17 protein-coding genes and 3 pseudogenes are annotated in these 19,421 nt (G+C 41.3%); 12 read left to right on the top strand and 8 right to left on the bottom strand.

Translation table 11 applies throughout. The annotated features are described in order from the left end of the window. Window positions 1-397 precede the first annotated feature (397 nt). A complete protein-coding gene (locus SORDD27_RS01365) occupies window positions 398-1,045 on the bottom strand; it encodes a COG3942 and LysM peptidoglycan-binding domain-containing protein (RefSeq protein WP_061426900.1) in 648 nt (215 codons plus the stop codon). A 282-nt stretch (window positions 1,046-1,327) separates the two neighbouring features. After that, window positions 1,328-3,547, bottom strand: a complete 2,220-nt coding sequence (recJ, locus tag SORDD27_RS01360) for a single-stranded-DNA-specific exonuclease RecJ (protein WP_061426898.1) — start codon at window positions 3,545-3,547, stop codon at window positions 1,328-1,330. 176 nt (window positions 3,548-3,723) lie between these two features. On the opposite strand from recJ, the pseudogene SORDD27_RS01355 reads away from it, so the two are divergent. The 5 genes and pseudogenes from SORDD27_RS01355 to SORDD27_RS01335 all read left to right on the top strand — a co-directional run bounded on the left by SORDD27_RS01355 (window position 3,724) and on the right by SORDD27_RS01335 (window position 7,557). Beyond that, window positions 3,724-4,481: pseudogene (locus SORDD27_RS01355) on the top strand (amino acid ABC transporter ATP-binding protein). A 10-nt stretch (window positions 4,482-4,491) separates the two neighbouring features. After that, window positions 4,492-5,286 (top strand): transporter substrate-binding domain-containing protein, encoded by a 795-nt coding sequence (locus SORDD27_RS01350; protein WP_081103316.1) that lies wholly within the window; start codon window positions 4,492-4,494, stop codon window positions 5,284-5,286. 12 nt (window positions 5,287-5,298) lie between these two features. Continuing rightward, window positions 5,299-5,976 (top strand): amino acid ABC transporter permease, encoded by a 678-nt coding sequence (locus SORDD27_RS01345; RefSeq protein WP_061426895.1) that lies wholly within the window; start codon window positions 5,299-5,301, stop codon window positions 5,974-5,976. Window positions 5,977-5,985: 9 nt separating this feature from the next. Beyond that, window positions 5,986-6,645 carry an amino acid ABC transporter permease gene (locus tag SORDD27_RS01340; protein ID WP_061426894.1) on the top strand — a complete coding sequence of 220 codons (660 nt, stop codon included), beginning with the start codon at window positions 5,986-5,988 and terminating at the stop codon, window positions 6,643-6,645. Between the two features lie 129 nt (window positions 6,646-6,774). Continuing rightward, window positions 6,775-7,557, top strand: coding sequence for a DUF4037 domain-containing protein (locus SORDD27_RS01335; RefSeq protein WP_061426891.1), 783 nt, complete (start codon window positions 6,775-6,777; stop codon window positions 7,555-7,557). Window positions 7,558-7,843: 286 nt separating this feature from the next. On the opposite strand, the gene SORDD27_RS01330 is transcribed toward SORDD27_RS01335, so the two are convergent. The 4 genes from SORDD27_RS01330 to SORDD27_RS01315 form a co-directional block, all read right to left on the bottom strand. Continuing rightward, window positions 7,844-8,866 carry a YdcF family protein gene (locus SORDD27_RS01330; protein ID WP_061426889.1) on the bottom strand — a complete coding sequence of 341 codons (1,023 nt, stop codon included), beginning with the start codon at window positions 8,864-8,866 and terminating at the stop codon, window positions 7,844-7,846. A 67-nt stretch (window positions 8,867-8,933) separates the two neighbouring features. Continuing rightward, window positions 8,934-9,371 (bottom strand): Rrf2 family transcriptional regulator, encoded by a 438-nt coding sequence (locus tag SORDD27_RS01325; RefSeq protein ID WP_061426887.1) that lies wholly within the window; start codon window positions 9,369-9,371, stop codon window positions 8,934-8,936. Between the two features lie 165 nt (window positions 9,372-9,536). Further along, a complete protein-coding gene (locus SORDD27_RS01320; protein WP_000801524.1) occupies window positions 9,537-10,478 on the bottom strand; it encodes a hypothetical protein in 942 nt (313 codons plus the stop codon). 160 nt (window positions 10,479-10,638) lie between these two features. Next, window positions 10,639-11,490, bottom strand: a complete 852-nt coding sequence (locus SORDD27_RS01315) for a metallophosphoesterase family protein (protein WP_061426885.1) — start codon at window positions 11,488-11,490, stop codon at window positions 10,639-10,641. Between the two features lie 193 nt (window positions 11,491-11,683). Between SORDD27_RS01315 and SORDD27_RS01310 the strand changes: the two genes are divergently transcribed. From SORDD27_RS01310 to thrS, 3 genes and pseudogenes are all read left to right on the top strand, one after another. Beyond that, window positions 11,684-12,049 carry a hypothetical protein gene (locus SORDD27_RS01310; protein ID WP_061426883.1) on the top strand — a complete coding sequence of 122 codons (366 nt, stop codon included), beginning with the start codon at window positions 11,684-11,686 and terminating at the stop codon, window positions 12,047-12,049. Window positions 12,050-12,197: 148 nt separating this feature from the next. Further along, window positions 12,198-12,933, top strand: a pseudogene (locus SORDD27_RS01305) (AAA family ATPase). A gap of 18 nt (window positions 12,934-12,951) precedes the next feature. Then, window positions 12,952-14,894 (top strand): annotated as a pseudogene (thrS, locus tag SORDD27_RS01300) (threonine--tRNA ligase). A gap of 47 nt (window positions 14,895-14,941) precedes the next feature. On the opposite strand, the gene SORDD27_RS01295 reads toward thrS, so the two are convergent. Both SORDD27_RS01295 and SORDD27_RS01290 read right to left on the bottom strand, forming a co-directional pair. Next, window positions 14,942-15,916, bottom strand: a complete 975-nt coding sequence (locus SORDD27_RS01295) for a sensor histidine kinase (RefSeq protein WP_061426880.1) — start codon at window positions 15,914-15,916, stop codon at window positions 14,942-14,944. After that, window positions 15,909-16,586: a response regulator transcription factor gene (locus SORDD27_RS01290; RefSeq protein WP_061426878.1), complete on the bottom strand. Its 678-nt coding sequence runs from the start codon at window positions 16,584-16,586 to the stop codon at window positions 15,909-15,911. Before SORDD27_RS01290 ends, SORDD27_RS01295 begins: the two co-directional genes overlap by 8 nt. Before the next feature lie 321 nt (window positions 16,587-16,907). Here SORDD27_RS01290 and SORDD27_RS01285 point away from each other — a divergent pair, with 321 nt between their 5' ends. From SORDD27_RS01285 to SORDD27_RS10085, 4 genes are all read left to right on the top strand, one after another. Further along, complete coding sequence (locus tag SORDD27_RS01285; RefSeq protein WP_061426876.1) at window positions 16,908-17,477, top strand: TetR/AcrR family transcriptional regulator; 570 nt, start codon at window positions 16,908-16,910, stop codon at window positions 17,475-17,477. Window positions 17,478-17,562: 85 nt separating this feature from the next. Beyond that, on the top strand, window positions 17,563-18,339 hold the full coding sequence (locus tag SORDD27_RS01280) for a ferredoxin reductase domain-containing protein (protein ID WP_061426874.1): 777 nt from the start codon (window positions 17,563-17,565) through the stop codon (window positions 18,337-18,339). Between the two features lie 89 nt (window positions 18,340-18,428). Further along, complete coding sequence (locus SORDD27_RS01275; protein WP_231069260.1) at window positions 18,429-19,130, top strand: Mbeg1-like protein; 702 nt, start codon at window positions 18,429-18,431, stop codon at window positions 19,128-19,130. After that, on the top strand, window positions 19,108-19,421 hold a 314-nt coding region (locus SORDD27_RS10085; RefSeq protein ID WP_414162622.1), incomplete at its 3' end, for an Mbeg1-like protein. The genes SORDD27_RS01275 and SORDD27_RS10085, both read left to right, overlap by 23 nt.

The following is a 19,421-nucleotide window of genomic DNA, read 5'->3' as shown; positions in this document are numbered from 1 at the left end:
TTTTTGATTATTTTCAAAACGAAGATCGCTTTTTAACTAGAGATTAGTCACTACTGTGAATCGAATTCTTTTACTTTGACTTCTCTTTTGGAGGCTTCATCGAAGATAATGGAAGGATTGCACCATCAAAAATATGGATTTTCTGAATCAATTTGATTTCAGATACCTTTCTCGAATCCTAAATTTCTCTTTTAGTTCAAAAAAACTTGCTTTTACCTCTCGACTTGAAAACTATTTTCTACAAAGACATGGTTTATCTACATCCAAAAGAGAGAATTTCCTGTTCGCTACAGAATCTAAAATTTTTTCAGCAATTAACCATTAAGATGGAGCTTAACGATAGGAAATTTCTTCAAAAAGAAAAAAGACTTAGAAATTCTAAATCTTTTTATCATCTTTAGTTTGGATAGATATAAGTGACGTTACCTAAAAATTCATGTGGATTAAAGAAGCCACGATAATTCGCAATCTGCTTTTGACGTCTGTAGTTTGCTTCCAATACCTGGATAGAGTTTTCACTTTGAACATCTGTTACATAAGCAACGTGTCCATATTCACCACCATCCCAAACGGCGATTGCTCCTACTACTGGAACACTTCCTGTCTTATAGCCTTGAGCGCTCGCGTAGATTGCCCACGTGTTGGCATTTCCCCACCAGTTGCTGGCCCAAGGCGCCAATTCTTTCACACCCCATGTACACTGACCAACAGGATAAGAGTTTCCATAGTTTGTTGGAGTCTTTTCGACAACATCCTCTGTATCTGATACCACGTTCGCAGTGCTAGCTGGAGCACTGTAGGTTGAGCTAGCCTGAGCGGAACCACTCACTTCCAATACATCGCCTGGGTGGATAGTATCAAAGATGGTTTTTCCATTCAAAGCTGCCAACTCATGCGGATCCATGCCGTTTGCAGTTGCGATGGCATAAAATGAATCACCGTCTTGGACAACGTAAGAGTTCGCATGGACAGTTTGAGCCCCAACTGTAGCTAAAATAGCGGTAGAAGTCAAACCAATAGTCAGTTTCGTAACTGTTTTTTTCATAACTATAGTCCCCTTATATTTTCTTGATAAGAAAATCATACTTGATTTACATGTCAGTTAGTTTAGAGTTATATTTTAGTCATGTTACAAAAATTTATACTTTTACTACATAAGGTTTAAAAGCAGACATCGTATAAAGTGATAGAAGAGAATAAAAAATGAAGCATTTCCCTAATCTTTACATCAGTAAACCACTCAAAAGACCGTCTTATCAACCACTCCCACATCAAGCATTTATCCGTCAAAAAGAGACCAAAATAGGTCATCTCAGTCCCTTTCCATCTATAACTCCATTAAAAAGTCATATATTTCTTGCACTGTCCCCAGCGCCATCATTTCTTGATCTTTGACGGTTTGTTTAAGTTTTTGGTATATCTGACTTTCTCCAATCTCTCTCTTTGGCGCTTCTTTATTGACTGTCATGACACCATCTTTGATCGTTACAAAGCCCAGTTCCTCAAATACTTGAATCATCTTGACCAGCAAGATTTGTTGGATATTGAGATAAGCCGCCAGATCTTTCAGCTTGTAGCGAATATCAAACTCTGGGAACTGGTAAATAGTCTTGTACAATTTTGCAAACTGTTCTCTGGTCCCATAACCTGTTAGATAGTAGGCCTTGTCAATGTCGTTCTTGAAGTATACCGCAGAGAAATGTTGTTCCTGAAAAATTGTCTTCAGCAAGGTAATATCCTCAGGAATAGTTTTCACAACAACCGCTTCACTATTCGCTAGATCTGACACCTCTCCAGAGAAATCCAAGACTGGAACTCCCTCTGGCAAGACTGCATTCTTCCCACGAATGTTAAAGAGTTGAACACCTTCCACACGCGCATCCACCATCATCAACTGGAGGGCAGTTTGGCCATTCCATTGGTTGACAGATAAGGTGACTGCCAATTCTAGATTCTTGGTTTGAGAAAATTCTGTCGCCCATCTACCTTGTCCAAAGGCCACCACTTCAAAACTCGCCTCACCCTTGGAAATTTTTAGTTTGAGGTGGGCATTGCCTGCTCCCATGGTACGGGCACTTTCGACATTGAAATCCCTGATATAAAAAACAGGTTTCTGATTATCCATTCCAAAGGGTGCCAAGCGTTCAAAGCTTTTAACCGTTTCTAAGCTAAGAGTCTCCAAGTCCAACTCTTCATCTAGATTTAACTTATTCTTGCCACTAGCATCTGCACCTTTTTCACGGATATAGTCTTCCAAAACCTGAGATAAATCTGAAAGTTTCTCAACTTCCAGCGTCATTCCTGCTGCACCAGCATGACCGCCAAAGGCGATAAAGAGGTCGCGATGGGGATCCAAAGCTTCAAAAATATCAACCGCTTCCACACTACGAGCGCTACCCTTGGCACGGCCGTCTTCTATATTAAGAACGATGACTGTCTGCCCTAGTTCTTCCAGCAAGCGCCCAGCAACGATACCCAGAACGCCAGGATTCCAGCCTTCCTTGGCCAAGACCTGGACCTTCTTCTCAGGATTCACCATGGTCTTGGCTTCTTCATAGATAGATTGGACAATTTCCTTACGTTCTTCGTTTTTCTGATGAATCATGAGGGCAATCTTATGAGCTTCCTCGTCGTCAAATCCAGTCAGCAAATCAATGGCAGGATTGGGATCATCCAAACGCCCCAAAGCATTCAAACGCGGTGCAAGCTGAAAACCAACCGTTTCTTCTGTCACTTCATTAGCAGCAATCCCTGCCATGTCCAGCATTTCTTGTAGTCCAATGCGCTGGGTATGTCCCAACATTTCCAGACCATATTGAACCAAGATACGGTTTTCATCCGTCAAACTCACCATATCCGCAATGGTTCCGATAGCAACCAAATCAAGCAACTCCACTTGTACTTCTTCTAAAAGAGCGCAAGCCAGCTTGAAAGCCACTCCGCAACCAGCCAACTGTTTAAAAGGATAGTCTGCATCTGGATGCTCGGGATGAACAATCGCATAGGCATCTGGCAAGGTTTCCGGCATGGAATGATGGTCGGTCACAATGACATCCACCCCCATAGACTGGGCAAAATCAATGGCTTCGTGACCAGCAACTCCATTGTCCACCGTCACAATCAAGGAAATCCCCTCTTGATCGATAAAGTATTTATAAACACTGGAATTGGGACCATAGCCATCTGTAAAACGATTGGGCAGGTAAACACGGCACTCAGCCCCCAGCTGCTCCAAACTTTCCTTAATAATCGAAGCTGAGGTCATGCCATCCGCATCATAGTCTCCGTAAACGAGGATATTCTCCCCTTCTTCAATCGCCTGACGAATCCTTTTCACTGCCTTGTCCATATCATGGAGCAGATAAGGATCATGTAAGTCTTCCAAGGAAGGTTCTAAAAACTTCTTCAGACTTTTCTCATCCCGAATCCCTCTTTCAAATAATAACCGAGCCACCTCGGGACCCAGTCCAGCCTTCTTGGCTATCTTTGTAAAATCCGCATCTTCAACCTGCGGGGCAAACTGCCATTCATAAGTAGGAGTTATCAAAAAAACATCCACTCTTTCTAAGAATTCTATCGCTTCATTATAACACGATTTGGGTATTTTCTCTATCTTGATTACTTTTTACTGCAATTTTACTAATTTTTTTCTGATTTAATTTGACAAGAACATTCTTTTGTTGTAGAATCATGTTATAAAATCTAACACAAAGGAGATTCCTTATGGCACTAGTCGAATTTAAACACGTCGAAAAATATTACAGAGACTATCACGCACTCCGCGACATCAATCTCCGTTTTGAAAAAGGACAAGTCGTTGTCCTGCTTGGACCTTCCGGATCTGGTAAGTCTACTCTTATCCGTACGATTAATGGTTTGGAGGCTGTTGACAAAGGAAGTCTCCTAGTCAATGGACACCAAGTAGCAGGTGCCAGTCAGAAAGATTTAGTTCCTCTTCGTAAGGAAGTCGGCATGGTTTTTCAACATTTTAACCTTTATCCACACAAAACAGTGTTAGAAAATGTGACACTTGCACCCATTAAAGTTCTAGGAATTGATAAAAAGAAGCTGAAAAAACAGCCAAAAAATATCTGGAATTTGTAAATATGTGGGACAAGAAAGATTCCTATCCAGCTATGCTATCTGGTGGACAAAAACAGCGGATCGCCATCGCTCGTGGTCTTGCCATGCATCCGGAACTCCTCCTCTTTGATGAGCCAACATCTGCTCTTGATCCTGAGACCATTGGAGATGTTCTAGCAGTTATGCAAAAACTGGCGCATGACGGGATGAATATGATCATCGTTACCCACGAAATGGGCTTTGCTCGAGAGGTTGCGGACCGCATCATCTTTATGGCAGACGGAGAAGTTTTGGTGGATACGACAGATGTCGATGACTTTTTTGACAACCCAAGCGAACCTCGTGCCCAACAATTCCTCAGCAAAATTATCAACCACGAAAGTGACAAAGTCAAATAAGGAGGCGCCTATGAAAAAGAAATTCTTTTTATCCGCATTATTGATTAGCCTTTTCAGCCTTGCTGCTGCCAAACCAGTTCAGGCTGATACCAGCGTCGCAGACATTCAAAAAAGAGGCGAACTAGTTGTCGGTGTCAAGCAAGACGTTCCTAATTTTGGCTACAAGGATCCCAAGACAGGGACCTATTCTGGTATCGAAACGGACCTTGCCAAGATGATTGCAGACGAACTCAAGGTCAAGATTCGCTACGTTCCTGTTACGGCTCAAACCCGCGGACCACTCCTAGACAATGAACAGGTCGACATGGATATCGCAACCTTCACTATCACAGACGAGCGTAAAAAATTATACAACTTCACCAGTCCCTACTATACGGACGCTTCTGGTTTTTTGGTCAATAAATCCGCCAACATCAAAAGCATTGAGGACCTAAACGGTAAAACCATAGGAGTTGCCCAAGGCTCCATCACCCAGCGCTTGATTACTGAACTGGGTAAAAAGAAAGGTCTAACCTTTAAATTCGTCGAACTTGGTTCCTATCCAGAATTGATTACTTCCCTTCACGCTCACCGTATTGATGCCTTTTCCGTGGACCGCTCTATCCTGTCTGGCTACATCAGCAAACGCACAGAACTACTAGATGATAGTTTCAAGCCATCTGACTACGGTATCGTCACCAAGAAATCAAACACGGAGCTAAACGACTATCTTGATACCTTGGTCACTAAATGGAGCAAGGATGGTAGTTTGCAGAAACTCTATGACCGTTACAAGCTCAAACCATCTAGCCATACTGCAGATTAAGGAGGACACCCCATGACAGATTTATCATCTTGGACAGCCTATTTTCAGGATTTTGGACAATTTTTCAATGGTTTCCTCTTCACCCTTGCCCTAGCGGTTGGATCCTTTATCCTCGCCATGGTTTTGGGCATCTTCTTTGGAGCCCTATCAACTAGCAAACATCAAATTCTAAGGATTTTGGCTCGTATCTTTGTCGAATTTTACCAAAACACTCCCCTCTTGGTGCAGTTTGTCATCGTCTTCTATGGTTTGCCTCTTATCAGTGACCATACCATCATGATTCCCATTTATTGGACAGCTGTACTTTGTGTGGGACTCTATCACGGTGCCTATATTGCGGAGGTTATTCGTTCAGGGATTCAGTCTATTCCTAGCGGTCAGATGGAGGCCGCCCTGTCGCAAGGTTTTACCTATATCAGTGCCATGCGCTTGATTATCTTACCTCAGGCCTTCCGTATCATTCTCCCTCCATTGACCAATCAAATTGTTAACCTCATCAAGAACACCTCTACCGTAGCTATCATCTCTGGAGTAGACTTGATGTTTGTGACTAAGTCTTGGTCGGCTCTCAACGGAAACTATATCCCAGCCTTTTTAGGTGCTGCTCTTCTCTACTTTGCCCTATGCTTCCCTGTTGCCCAGTTTGGTCGCAAGATGGAGCAAGCCAACAAAAAAGCCTATTCACTTTAGGAGGTTACTATGGAATCTATTTTAGAAGTTTTGACCCCAGATAACCTAATCTTTATCTTTAAAGGATTTGGCTTAACCCTCTACATTTCTCTGATTGCTATCGTCCTCTCGACCCTTATCGGAACAGTACTAGCCGTCATGAGAAATGGGAAAAATCCTGTCTTACGGATCATCTCCAGCATTTATATCGAGTTTGTACGTAACGTTCCCAACCTCCTCTGGATTTTCACCATCTTTTTGGTGTTTAGGATGAAGTCCACACCAGCTGGTATTACAGCCTTTACCCTCTTTACCTCAGCAGCCTTGGCTGAGATTATCCGAGGCGGCCTCAATGCCGTGGACAAGGGACAATACGAAGCAGGAATGTCACAAGGATTCACTTCAGCCCAAATCCTCTACCATATCATTCTCCCACAAGCGATCCGTAAAATGCTGCCAGCTATCATTTCTCAGTTTGTAACTGTGATCAAGGATACCAGCCTTCTCTACTCTGTTATCGCCCTACAAGAACTCTTTGGCGCCAGCCAAATTCTCATGGGACGCTATTTCGAACCAGAGCAGGTCTTCAGTCTTTATATCCTGATTGCCTTGATTTACTTTATCTTTAACTTTGCCATTTCTAGCCTGTCTCATAAGCTAGCAAAACATTGGCAACAAGCCGCAGAATAAAAACGAAATGTGAACTCAAAACAAGGGTTCACATTTTTTTCTATAGATGGAAAAGAGTAACTCAATGCTATGCAAACGTTTTACTTTTTGGTAAAATGACTTTAAAACCATAAAGCAAGGAGAAAAATCATGATCCACGAACTTTGCAAAGAATTCTCTCAACTGGAACAAGTAGAAGCTATCGCTCTTGGTGGCTCTCGTGCAGGACAAAACTATGATCAAAATTCTGACTATGACGTTTATGTCTATCTCAACTCTTCTATTGATGAGGCGACTCGCCTCAAAATTTTGAGCAAATACTGCTCCTATATGGAAATTGGAAACCAGTTTTGGGAGTTAGAGGACGACTGTGTACTAAACAACGGTATCGAAATCGAGTTGATTTATCGTTCGCTGGAGTCGTTTGAACAGGAATTGAACTCAACCGTTTTTCAGCATCAAGCCCAAAACTCTTATACAACCTGTATGTGGCACAATCTACTCCACAGCAAGATTCTATACGACCCGAATGGACACTATGCTTCTCTCCAAAAGACTTACCAGATTCCCTATCCACAGGAACTCAAAAAGCATATCATTGAAAGGCAACTCCTTTTGCTAGAACAAGCCATGCCTGCCTTCTCTCACCAAATAGAAAAAGCTATCAAACGCCAAGATCTTCTCAGTATGAATCATCGTACGAGTGAGTTTTTTGCTTCCTACTTTGACTTGTTATTTGCGCTCAATGAGCAAACCCATCCTGGTGAAAAACGAATGTTGGAGTACGCAAAGACCAATTGTACTCTCCTCCCTAAACAATTTGAAGAAACTATTCGCAAGTATTTCCAGCTACTCTATCAACCACAACAAGGAGAACAAGCGATCGTAACCTTGCAAACTATCCTGAAGGAACTAAAAGCCATTTTGCCATAGACCAAAAAGAAAATGTGAACCTCTGTTGCTGTTCACATTTTTATTTGTTGTTGACTGTAAAATTCTAGTCTACTCATATTCAGTTGCCTATTTTTGACTCTCTCTGAAAATCTGCAACTAGGTTAGAAATTGTTCAATTGATTGACGAGCAATTATGAAACCGTTCCAAAAACCGTACTCACAATCACTTACCCTGCTCTTTCATTACTAGTGACAATTTTTCCCTTAGGGTTACTACAAGATTTTTTAGAGATTCTAACAAGAATTACAATATGAATTTTACATATTACCATAGAACACCTCTATAGGAGAAAATCAGAGCTAAAATTAATAAAATATAGAAGGCGAGAAAAAGCCATCTCATCTTCACACATAGAGCAATGTATTCTCTGATAAAGGCCGATGGGATATAGTAGGCGGCTGTACGGCAACCAAGACCATCTCCCTTCATCCCAATACGGCGAGCATAGGTACTGGTACGAAAAACATGGTAATCATTGGTCACAAAGAGAAAACGTGGACTGGCCACCAGCTTCTCTCCCATTTCTTTTGAGAAGAGAAGATTCTCATAGGTCGTCGTTGAGTCTTCCTCTAGGAGAATCGCTTCTCTCGGAACATCCGTCTCTTCTAGCAAATAATTACAAATTGCCTGACCCTCGGAAATCTTCTCATCCCCACCTTGACCACCACTTGCGATGATTTTAACATTGGGATTGAGAGACTGGCGATAGGCTTCTACTGCCTTGTCAATGCGACTCTTCAGTAAGGGAGTGACTTTTTCTCCATTCAACAAGCCTGCTCCGTGAATGATGATAAAATCATAATATTTTTTCTTAGGAATAAAAAGATACAGGATAGAATAAAGCAGAAATCCTGCAAAGGCAAAACCAAAAATCAAATACGAATAAATCAAAAAGAAAAAGATAATATTCACTAGATGATTGGTGTAAAACAAGCCCTTGGTATCGCTCACTCGAATCGCCATGATTACAAAAAAGAATAGAATCACACACCCTAGCCCCAGAGACAAATAATTTGCCTTGGATTTTCCTTCTTTTCTCAACAATACAAATCCGTTATAAATCAGAAAAAAGCCACTTAGAAAAACTAAAAAAGGCAGCAGGAGAAAAATCCCTGCAAAGAAAATCATGTGCACTTCTTCCTGCCCAGCTTCATAAAAAAGATTGGCAATAGACAGGTAAGAAAAGAGCAGAGATAAAAGCAAGAGAGCTGGATTCCAGAGACTGCGATTGTCCCTAAAAAATGAAATCAAAAAAAGTAGGACGAAAAATCCTGTAATAAAGTACATAGTCTCCTCCTTTAATGACTACATTGTACCATAATTATGGCAATAGAAAAAGAGGAGCCTAGTCCTCTTACTTAGACAGTTTATCCTGAGCATCGGCTACAACCTGAGCCAGACTCGTCTGACGAAGTTGGTTTTCCATCGCTGCTTGAACATCGAACAGCTTTTGGTCCAAGACTGCATGGATATTCGCACCAATTGGGCAATTAGGATTTGGATTGTCATGGAAACTAAAGAGCTTACCAGATTTTCCTAAACACTCCACAGCTTGGTAGACATCCAACAATTTGATCTCTTTAAGGTCTTTTATTATCTCAGTTCCTCCCGTACCACGAGCAACTGAAATCAATCCAGCTTTTTTAAGTTGTGATAAAGTCTTACGGATAATGACTGGATTGACTCCGACACTGGCCGCAAGAAAATCACTGGTTACCTTGCTGTCTGTATCCTGCATTGCAATAATAATCATCATATGAGTCGCAATTGTAAATCGGCTTGAAATTTGCATCTTCTTCTCCTTTCACTGATATTTTATTCATCTTTTCCCGTATAAACATTATACCTTTTTTGCTTATCCTGTCAAATATTAACGAATGATTACCTTCTCCATGCAAAAAGTCCTGTATCCCTCTTGGTACCCAGAACAGCGGAGGACATACAAAGACTTATTTTTTTATGCAATTTTACGGACAATCCCTTTTGTTTTATGACTTGACCAAACCGAGCTGATAGACACCCCAGCACCAACTAAGGTAAACACAGCTAACATAGCTAGATTATAAAAATAGTTATCTGGGAAATCACCGCTAAAGATTAATTGATTCACCACTCGGAAAGCAAAGGCAAACTCAACCCCTAGTTTGGCAACGACTTCCATCGCCAAATCAATTTGATTCACTAGAAAGACAGTAATCACCATCCAAATAGAGGAAATTACAATCCCCTTTCGAGATACCTTTCTTCCAAGGATTTCATATCCTTTAATGGTACAAATCCCCAGAACAATACCCGCTACCATAGCTACATAACCTAGGCGCGCGATAAATAGAGCAACTGCTCCACCAATCAAGGCTCCCAGCAAGGCACCGACTGCTCCAAGAAGAACATTTTCCTTCTGGTTTTGATAAGAATCCACCTCAATCTGAAGGTTGCTCTTCAGCAATTGATAGCTTTCCTCGTTGATAAGGAAAATTGAATCACCTAATTGATAGAGACCAACGGGGCCTTCCTGACCACTGTAGGCACAGACTTGGACGAAATGATGGGTTTCAAGGAAGGCAACGAGGTCTGTTATGAGCGTCTGTAACTTTTCAATTGTTTTTGATTTGCGCATGGCACCTTTTACGACAAAAGAAACAAGGTACTGGTTGATAGACAAGGTCGACAAGTTTGGAAGAGATTCACTCTTAAACTCATCCCAAACCAATTCATTTTCTTCTGAATCCGCAGGATTGCCATTTAAACTCACACTGACACAAAGTCGAAACTGATTTTTCACATCAGTTTCTTGCAGGAAAAGTAAATAACCTGACTGCGTGCCATAAATACTACGCGAATCTTCGTCAAATTGCAAGCCCAACTCCGAGGCAATAGCGTGTAACTCTTCTGGTTTCATTATCTGTCTCCTCTTATTTTGAATATCAATTAGTATGAGATTCAAATTAGTTATATTCCGTTATTCTAACATAAATTTGAGAAGCCGTCAATTCGTATCCAGTTCGACTTATCGGAAAACAACAGTCACTAGACTATCTGATTTCAAGCTAGAAGTCCTCTTAAAACCAATCTTTCTTGTCTCTTTCCATCCAGAGTTCAACATCCTGATCATAACCTTCTTGTTTACTAATCTGACCTAACAATTCGTGATTATGAGTATGGTGAATCCCATTTACCAAACTTTCATAGTAGACCTGAAAATAGGGGAGCTTCAAATCCTTAGCCAACTGCAATTCAGCTTCTACATCATAATCCACACGACGAAAATCAACATCAGACAAACCTGCCTCATCAAACTCTAAGATCATATACTGGGCACGCAGGTCCTTACGCAACTTCGTATCTAAAAAGAAAGGTTGTCCAATGGAACCTGGATTAAGAATCAACTGTCCGTCACTTCCGTAACGAAGAAACTGTTGGTGGATATGGCCATACACTGCGATAGAAGCATATGGCTCCGTCACCAATCTATCAAAATCTTCTTGTTTTCCCGTATGAATCAACTCCCTACCCCAGTTTTTATCAGGAAGATGGTGAGTGATTCCTACCGTTAAATCACCAAACTGACGATGAACTTGCATAGGTTGATCGTGGAGTTCTTCGATTTCTTTAGGGCTAATTTCTTCTAAGATGTACTGACTTTGGCGCAGGAGATAACGATGACTCGCTTTTGTAGGATCCAACTTACGATGTAGGCCTAGCCAGAGACTATTCTCCCAATTCCCCAGCACTCTTGCAGTGATGGGCAAGCTAGCTAAGAGATCCAAAATCCTTCTACGTCCTGTTCCAGGCATGAGAATATCTCCCAAAAGCCAGTACTCGTCTACCTCTGCCACTCTTGCATCAGCCAGAACAGCTTCCAGGGCTGTCGTATTTCCATGTATATCTGAAAGAACTGCTATTTTAGTCATTCTTTCTCCTCATTTCCTCTTACTTCTTCTGTTAGTATTATAGCAGAAATGCAATAAAATAGAGTCGTTTCTGCTCTCCTAGAAAACTTGAAAATCACTCCTTTCTTGCTATAATATAAATAAAGAGAACCTTCATTTATAGCAAGATACTCTTCAGTAGCACTCTTTTAACAAGGATTGGAGGACTATTGCCATGAAAAAATATCTTAAGTATATCCCATACTACCTTGTCATTTTCTTCTTTTACTGGCCCCTCTATGAGCTATTCTTACTACTCATCACTGACCCATATACACTGAAGGGACTGTACATTAACAACATCATCCTCTTTTCACCTTTGGCAACCTTCATCGTATCCCTTCTTTATAGCTACCGTTTCCATTTCTCACTTTGGTGGTTGCTGGGTATTGGACTGCTCTATTGCTTTACCATCATCACCTTTGGTGAGTTCATTCTTCTTTATCTCGTAGCCTATGAAATCTTCGCCCTACTTGGAATGGCTTCAGGTAGAGGTCTTAGTCATCTTATAAACAAGCAGAAAAGTAAAAAAATAGGATAAAAGCCTTGAAAATTCTCGCAATCATGCTATAATAATGCATAGAGACAAGTCACTTAGTCCCTTTCTACTAGAGAGTGCGTGGTTGCTGGAAACGCATAGAAAGCCTAAACTGATACTACTCTACTGACTTTTATGCAAACATAAAACGGTGGCTACGTTAAAGCCAATCAGAGGTGTCCCTCTTTTTTGAGGAACATGAATGAAGGTGGAACCACGTTGCGACGTCCTTTTAGGATGTCGTTTTTATTTTGTCAGAAGGAGGAAGAATGATGCTTTATATGATTGGCGGATCGCCTTGCAGTGGAAAGTCAACAATTGCCTCACTTCTTGCTAGACAGTATCAACTACTTCATATCAAACTGGATGATTTGGTAGAAGAGATGATGAGTCAAGCAAGTGCAGACTCACATCCAATTTGCCTTCTTAGGCAGGATAGAAATCCGGAACAAATCTGGATGAGAAATCCAGAAGAGATGGCAGATGAAGAATGGCGCTTTTATGAAGAGATTTTTCCATATGTAAAATCTTACTTGATAAAAAATCAAAACAGACCTCTCTTGGTGGAGGGAGCAGGACTTTTGCCTCACTTGGTAAAGGAGCTTGAATGTCAAGCATCATCCTATCTATGCTTGACTCCAACAGCTGATTTTCAAAAAAAGCATTATATACAGAGAGAATGGGTTCCTTATGTCTTAGAGGGTACAACCAACCCTGAGCAAGCTTTTGAAAACTGGATGCAACGAGACATTCTTTTTGCTCAAATGGTTCGTAAGGAAGCGGTGAGATTAGGCTATCCTAGCCTCATAACAGATGGCAGTCAATCAGAGAATCAGACTGCGGAAGAAGTTGCTCGGCTCTTAAAATTGTCCAAAAAAATAGAATAAATATTTAAGGAGAAAATCATGATTAAGATTACTTTCCCAGATGGCGCTGTTCGTGAATTCGAATCTGGCGTTACTACTTTTGAAATTGCCCAATCTATCAGCAATTCCCTAGCTAAAAAAGCCTTGGCTGGTAAATTCAACGGCAAACTCATCGACACGACTCGTGCTATCATTGAAGATGGAAGCATCGAAATCGTGACACCTGATCACGAAGATGCCCTTCCAATCTTGCGTCACTCAGCTGCTCACTTGTTTGCCCAAGCAGCTCGTCGCCTCTTCCCAGATATTCATTTGGGTGTAGGCCAGCTATTGAAGATGGCTTCTACTACGATACCGACAATCAGGCTGGTCAAATCTCCAACGAAGACCTTCCTCGTATCGAAGAAGAAATGCAAAAAATCGTTAAAGAAAACTTCCCATCAATCCGTGAAGAAGTGACGAAAGACGAGGCACGTGAAATCTTCAAGAACGACCCTTACAAGTTGGAATTGATTGAAGAACACTCAGAAGACGAGGGTGGTTTGACTATCTACCGTCAGGGTGAATACGTGGACCTTTGCCGTGGACCTCACGTTCCATCAACAGGCCGTATCCAAATCTTCCACCTTCTTCATGTAGCAGGTGCTTACTGGCGCGGAAATAGTGACAACGCGATGATGCAACGTATCTACGGTACAGCTTGGTTTGACAAGAAAGACTTGAAGAACTACCTCCAAATGCGTGAAGAAGCTAAAGAACGTGACCACCGTAAACTTGGTAAAGAACTGGACCTCTTCATGATTTCACAAGAAGTTGGACAAGGACTTCCATTCTGGTTGCCAAACGGTGCAACGATCCGTCGTGAATTGGAACGCTACATCGTCGACAAAGAGTTGGCTTCTGGCTACCAACACGTCTACACTCCACCACTTGCGTCTGTTGAACTTTACAAGACTTCTGGTCACTGGGATCACTACCAAGAGGACATGTTCCCAACTATGGACATGGGGGACGGTGAAGAGTTTGTCCTTCGTCCAATGAATTGCCCACACCACATCCAAGTTTTCAAACACCATGTTCATTCTTACCGTGAGTTGCCAATCCGTATCGCCGAAATCGGTATGATGCACCGCTACGAAAAATCTGGTGCCCTCACTGGTCTTCAACGTGTACGTGAAATGTCCCTCAACGACGGTCACCTCTTTGTTACTCCTGAACAAATCCAAGAAGAATTCCAACGTGCCCTTCAGTTGATTATCGATGTTTATGAAGACTTCAACTTGACTGAATACCGCTTCCGTCTCTCTCTTCGTGACCCTCAAGATACTCACAAGTACTTTGACAACGATGAGATGTGGGAAAATGCCCAAACTATGCTTCGTGCAGCTCTTGATGAAATGGGTGTTGACTACTTTGAAGCTGAGGGTGAAGCAGCCTTCTACGGACCAAAATTGGATATCCAGGTTAAAACTGCTCTCGGAAAAGAAGAAACCCTTTCAACTATCCAGCTTGACTTCTTGCTTCCAGAACGCTTCGACCTCAAATATATCGGAGCTGATGGTGAAGAGCACCGTCCAGTTATGATCCACCGTGGTGTTATTTCAACCATGGAACGCTTTACAGCTATCTTGATTGAGAACTACAAGGGTGCCTTCCCAACATGGCTTGCACCACACCAAGTAACCCTTATCCCCGTTTCTAACGAAAAACACGTAGACTACGCATGGGAAGTAGCTAAAAAACTCCGTGACCGTGGTGTCCGTGCTGATGTGGATGAACGCAACGAAAAAATGCAGTTCAAGATCCGTGCTTCACAAACCAGCAAGATTCCTTACCAATTGATCGTTGGGGACAAGGAAATGGAAGACGGAACTGTCAACGTTCGTCGCTATGGACAAAAAGAAACAAACACTGTGTCAGTAGATGAGTTTGTAGCAACTATCCTAGCTGATATCGCCAACAAATCTCGTGTTGAGAAATAAAAAACTAGCACAAAAGCCTCCAATCGGAGGCTTTTTCTCATTTATGTTTACTCAATAACGAGCTTCACTTCAGCGAATTTAATCCGTACGGTTGTTCCTTTTCCGACCTCAGACTCGATGCGAATCTGGTGGCCCAGTTCTTCAGAAATTTTCTTAGATAGATAGAGGCCAAGTCCAGATGACTGCTGGGTCAAACGCCCATTGTAGCCTGAAAAGCCACGTTCAAAGACTCGGAGCACATCGCTGTTTTTAATCCCGATTCCCGTATCCTTGATACAGAGCTCCTGACCTTCCATATAAATCTCTAGCCCACCTTCCTTGGTGTACTTGAGACTGTTTGAGAGGATTTGTTCAATGACGACCAACAGCCATTTCTTATCCGTCACGATGATTTTGTCAAGGTCATGGAGATTGAGCGTCAGTCCTTTTTGGATAAAGAAAAGGGCATACTTGCGAACCACTTCCTTCATCAGATCCTCCACTTGAACCTTTTCAAATACCAAGTCATCGTGGAAGCTCTCCAAACGAAGATACTGCAACACCAGATTGGTATAGGAGTCAATCTTAAAGATTTCCTGTTCCAGTTGCTGCTTGACCTCACGATCAGAGACTTCTGCCACTAAAAGTCGACTAGCCGCAATGGGGGTCTTGATCTGATGAACCCACAAGGTGTAGTAATCAAGCAAATCCGTCAGCTTGCTCTGAGCCTCAGACTTCTTTTGATACAATTCAGATTCACGCTCTTCGAGCTTTTCTACTAGCGCACATTCCAGAGGAGACTTAGGGTCTCTCTCAGCATAGAGTACTTCCTGACGGTAAACCTGAGCTTCTGCAAATATATCCCAAGCCAAAAATAAGAAGGTCACAAAACTACTGAGCAGAAAGAAATAAAGAAAATAAGTTCCTAGACTAGCAAATAAAAACTGAAAGAGAAGGACGAGAAAGCCTAATGAAAAAATATAGGTAAAAACGCGACTGCGAGAACGCAGATAGGCTAGAAAAAATGATTTCCAATCAAGCATGTTTCAGTCCGTATCCTATTCCTTTCTTGGTTTCAATAAAGCCTACTAAGCCTTGCTCCTCCAACTTTTTACGCAAGCGAGCAACGTTGACAGATAAGGTGTTATCATCGATGAAAAAGTCGCTATTCCAGAGTTCTCTCATCAAGTCATCACGCGCCACGATATTGCCAGCATGTTCAAACAAGACCCGCAAAATTTGAAATTCATTCTTGGTCAAACTCAGGACTTCCCCCTGATAGTGCAGGTCCATAGACTTGGTATTGAGGATCACACCCGCATACTCCAGAAGACTTTCATCCCGCCCAAATTCATAGGAACGGCGCAACAAACCCTGAACCTTGGCAAGGAGCACCTGCTGGTCAAAAGGTTTGGTCACAAAGTCATCTGCTCCCATATTGATCGCCATGACGATATCCATCGCCTGGTCTCTTGAAGACAGAAACATGATAGGTACCTTGGAAATTTTACGAATCTCCTGGCACCAGTGATAACCATTAAAGAGTGGCAAACCAATATCCATGAGGACCAAATGAGGTTCTGACTGAACAAAAAGGCTCAATACTTCCATAAAATCTTCTACCAAAACGACCTCAAAGCCCCACTCAGAGAGCATTTTCCCCACTTGTTGCCGAATAACTTGGTCATCTTCTACTAGTAAAATCTTGTGCATGCGCTCCTCCTTTGCTATTTTTCAAAGTATCAAAACCCTTCATATCAGATTTACGGATCAGTATCTCATACTGTTTAGCAGCCTATTTCCCAAATTCAGATCAGAAAACAGATGCTAAATAGAGAACATTCCCACTGATATCATACCTTATTTTTAATTATAGTTCCAGCCTTATCCTATATTTTCCTTCTTGTGCTCATTTAGTTAGCGTTTCTTTAACTTATTTAATAGATCTAGCCTTCTTATTGACAAGCTAGCCATGATTTGTTAGAATATGAATGAACAAATAAATTTATTCATTCATAAAACAAAGGAGGTTAAATCATATTGGACAAAAAACAATCTTTAAAGACAGCAGCCTATGAAGTTTTTTCGAAAAAAGGTTACAAGGCAACAGGAATTTCAGAAATCGCTCGGCAAGCTGGTGTTGCAGTTGGTTCTTTTTATAACTATTACGAGAGTAAAGAAGCCATTTTTCTAGACATCTATATAGATGAAAACAACCGTGTTCGTCAAGCTATGATCGAAGAATTGGATTGGGAAATTGATATGATTGATCTTATTAGTCAACTCTTTGCTCATTCCAGAACTCTTGTTTCTTCCAATAAAATCCTTGCAGAATGGTACAATCCTGCCATAGCCGATGACTTGCATAGCTACTATTCCTCGGAAGAAGGCAAAGTCGCAAATCCATTTCATCAGTTTCTAGTTAAAACTTTTACAAATCGTATGCAGGCTGAAGGGTACTCGCCAGAAAAGATTCAAGATATTTTACAGGTTTATAATCTGTTTTACTATATGGATATGCATATCACGGAAAAAGATTTTCCAGATATTGGCAAAACTGTTGAAATACTTGCAACCAACTTCATTAAAGGAGTTCTAAAATAAAGAATGGATTTCTTTATTTTTTGAAAAGATATGAATGAATTATTTTATAATTCATTCATAAAATTAAGAACAGGAGTCATAAAAAATGAAAAGAGGTAAAAAAATGTTTATTATCATTCTATCAATACTTGGAGCGCTATGTATTATAACTTGGGGTGCCATCGCTTATCTTGGACGAAGCCAGACATTATCGATAAAATCCATCGAAAACCCCAGCGGAGATCTATATTTAATTCATATCACAAAACCGAGTCATCAAATCTGGAAAGCTGGGGCTTATGCTAAGTTTACACTCCCTGATACCTCGTCTACTGCTAGAAAATATGAAGCTAAGGGAGAGCAAACCAGTCGATGGCTAACCATTGCCTCCACACCTGATGAAGATGAAATTCTCATTTTGACTCATAATAGTGGTAGCCACTTTAAGGAAACCTTGACACATTTACCAGCTGGCAGTAAGATTGATATGAGTTGGCTGGATTCCTCTTTGACTGTTAAAGATACGAATCAGCCACTAGTTTGCTTTGCATCTGATGTCGGCATTTCTGCTCTACGCCCCCTTATCAAAGAATGGGCTGGTAAAGCTCCAATTATTCTCAACCATTTTGACAAAGGAGTTACTATTTTCGATAATGAGATGAAAGAACTGGCTCAAAAAACACCGAATTTTACTTATAAAACTAGCGATGAACTTTCTCAAAGTCAAAAATTTTTAAAACGTGCTATTGATGAATACGGCAATCAAGCCAGCTATCTCATCACAGGTCAGCCTGATGATGTAAATGAGATGAAGAATTTTTTAAAGGAAAATGGGATTGATAGCAAAAACATACAAGTAAGCTCGTTTAGAAGTTTGAAATAGGAGCAATCTATCTTCTATGTATTTCAATCAAACCCTACTAGCGAATTCTATGTAAATGTGGTAGGATAAACATAGAGAAAGGAGCTTTTATGGCCAATATTTTTGACTACCTGAATGATGTAGCATACGATTCCTTTTATGATCACCCCGTGAATGAGTTAGACGTTCTTGCCTTGACCGAATTAACCTACCTTGCTTTTGATGATGTAGTTACCCAAGAACCACAGCGTCTCATAGATCTTGCATCTCAAATCCCTAGAGAGATGACTATGCTGACCAATAAGAACCGTCTCCAGTTGTTAGATCAGCTCGCTCAACACAAACGCTTTAAAAATTGCAAGCTCTCAAACTTTATCAATGATATCGATGCTGAATTGCAAAAACAGTTTGCGGCTATGACTTATCGTATCAGTCTCGATACCTATTTGCTTGTTTTTCGTGGGACGGATGATAGTATCATCGGTTGGAAAGAAGATTTCCATATGACCTATATGAAAGAAATCCCAGCTCAAAAACACGCCCTCCAGTATTTACAGGACTTTTTTGCTCAACATCCTAATCAAAAGGTTATTCTAGCAGGACATTCAAAAGGGGGCAATCTAGCAGTCTATGCTGCCAGTCAACTTGATCCAAACTTACAGAAAAACATTGTCGCTGTCTACACTTTTGATCGCCCCTGGGCTTCACAAGGAACTAACCGAAACACCTGGCTATCAAAACATGATGAAAAGAACGAAAGTATTTATCCCACAAGGGTCTATCATCGGGATGATGCTGGAAATTCCGGATAAAAAAATCGTCGTTCGAAGCACCGCCTTAGGTGGCCTTGCTCAGCACGACACCTTTAGTTGGCAGGTTGAAGACAAACACTTTGTCCAACTAGACGAGACCAATAGTGACAGCCAGCAAGTCGATACTACCTTCAAGGAATGGGTTGAGACGGTCCCTGATACTGAACTGCAGCTCTACTTCGACCTCTTTTTTGGAATCATTCTCGATGCAGGTATCTCTTCTATCAACGACCTTTCTTCCTTCAAGGTCATTGAACACGTTCACCATCTCTTTGTCCAAGCCCAGTCCCT

It is taken from the genome of Streptococcus oralis, assembly GCF_001579025.1.
Classification (GTDB): Bacteria; Bacillota; Bacilli; order Lactobacillales; family Streptococcaceae; genus Streptococcus; species Streptococcus oralis_X.
This window is presented reverse-complemented; position numbering and strand designations above follow the sequence as displayed.

Coding starts and splice junctions, on each gene's coding strand:
- SORDD27_RS01295 (WP_061426880.1), bottom strand. CDS start 15,916: ATGCTTGATTGGAAATCATTTTTTCTAGCCTATCTGCGTTCTCGCAGT.
- SORDD27_RS01345 (WP_061426895.1), top strand. CDS start 5,299: ATGACAGATTTATCATCTTGGACAGCCTATTTTCAGGATTTTGGACAA.
- SORDD27_RS01350 (WP_081103316.1), top strand. CDS start 4,492: ATGAAAAAGAAATTCTTTTTATCCGCATTATTGATTAGCCTTTTCAGC.
- SORDD27_RS01365 (WP_061426900.1), bottom strand. CDS start 1,045: ATGAAAAAAACAGTTACGAAACTGACTATTGGTTTGACTTCTACCGCT.
- SORDD27_RS01310 (WP_061426883.1), top strand. CDS start 11,684: ATGAAAAAATATCTTAAGTATATCCCATACTACCTTGTCATTTTCTTC.
- SORDD27_RS01315 (WP_061426885.1), bottom strand. CDS start 11,490: ATGACTAAAATAGCAGTTCTTTCAGATATACATGGAAATACGACAGCC.
- SORDD27_RS01330 (WP_061426889.1), bottom strand. CDS start 8,866: ATGTACTTTATTACAGGATTTTTCGTCCTACTTTTTTTGATTTCATTT.
- SORDD27_RS01320 (WP_000801524.1), bottom strand. CDS start 10,478: ATGAAACCAGAAGAGTTACACGCTATTGCCTCGGAGTTGGGCTTGCAA.
- SORDD27_RS01335 (WP_061426891.1), top strand. CDS start 6,775: ATGATCCACGAACTTTGCAAAGAATTCTCTCAACTGGAACAAGTAGAA.
- SORDD27_RS01340 (WP_061426894.1), top strand. CDS start 5,986: ATGGAATCTATTTTAGAAGTTTTGACCCCAGATAACCTAATCTTTATC.
- SORDD27_RS01280 (WP_061426874.1), top strand. CDS start 17,563: ATGAAAAGAGGTAAAAAAATGTTTATTATCATTCTATCAATACTTGGA.
- SORDD27_RS01325 (WP_061426887.1), bottom strand. CDS start 9,371: ATGCAAATTTCAAGCCGATTTACAATTGCGACTCATATGATGATTATT.
- SORDD27_RS01275 (WP_231069260.1), top strand. CDS start 18,429: ATGGCCAATATTTTTGACTACCTGAATGATGTAGCATACGATTCCTTT.
- SORDD27_RS01290 (WP_061426878.1), bottom strand. CDS start 16,586: ATGCACAAGATTTTACTAGTAGAAGATGACCAAGTTATTCGGCAACAA.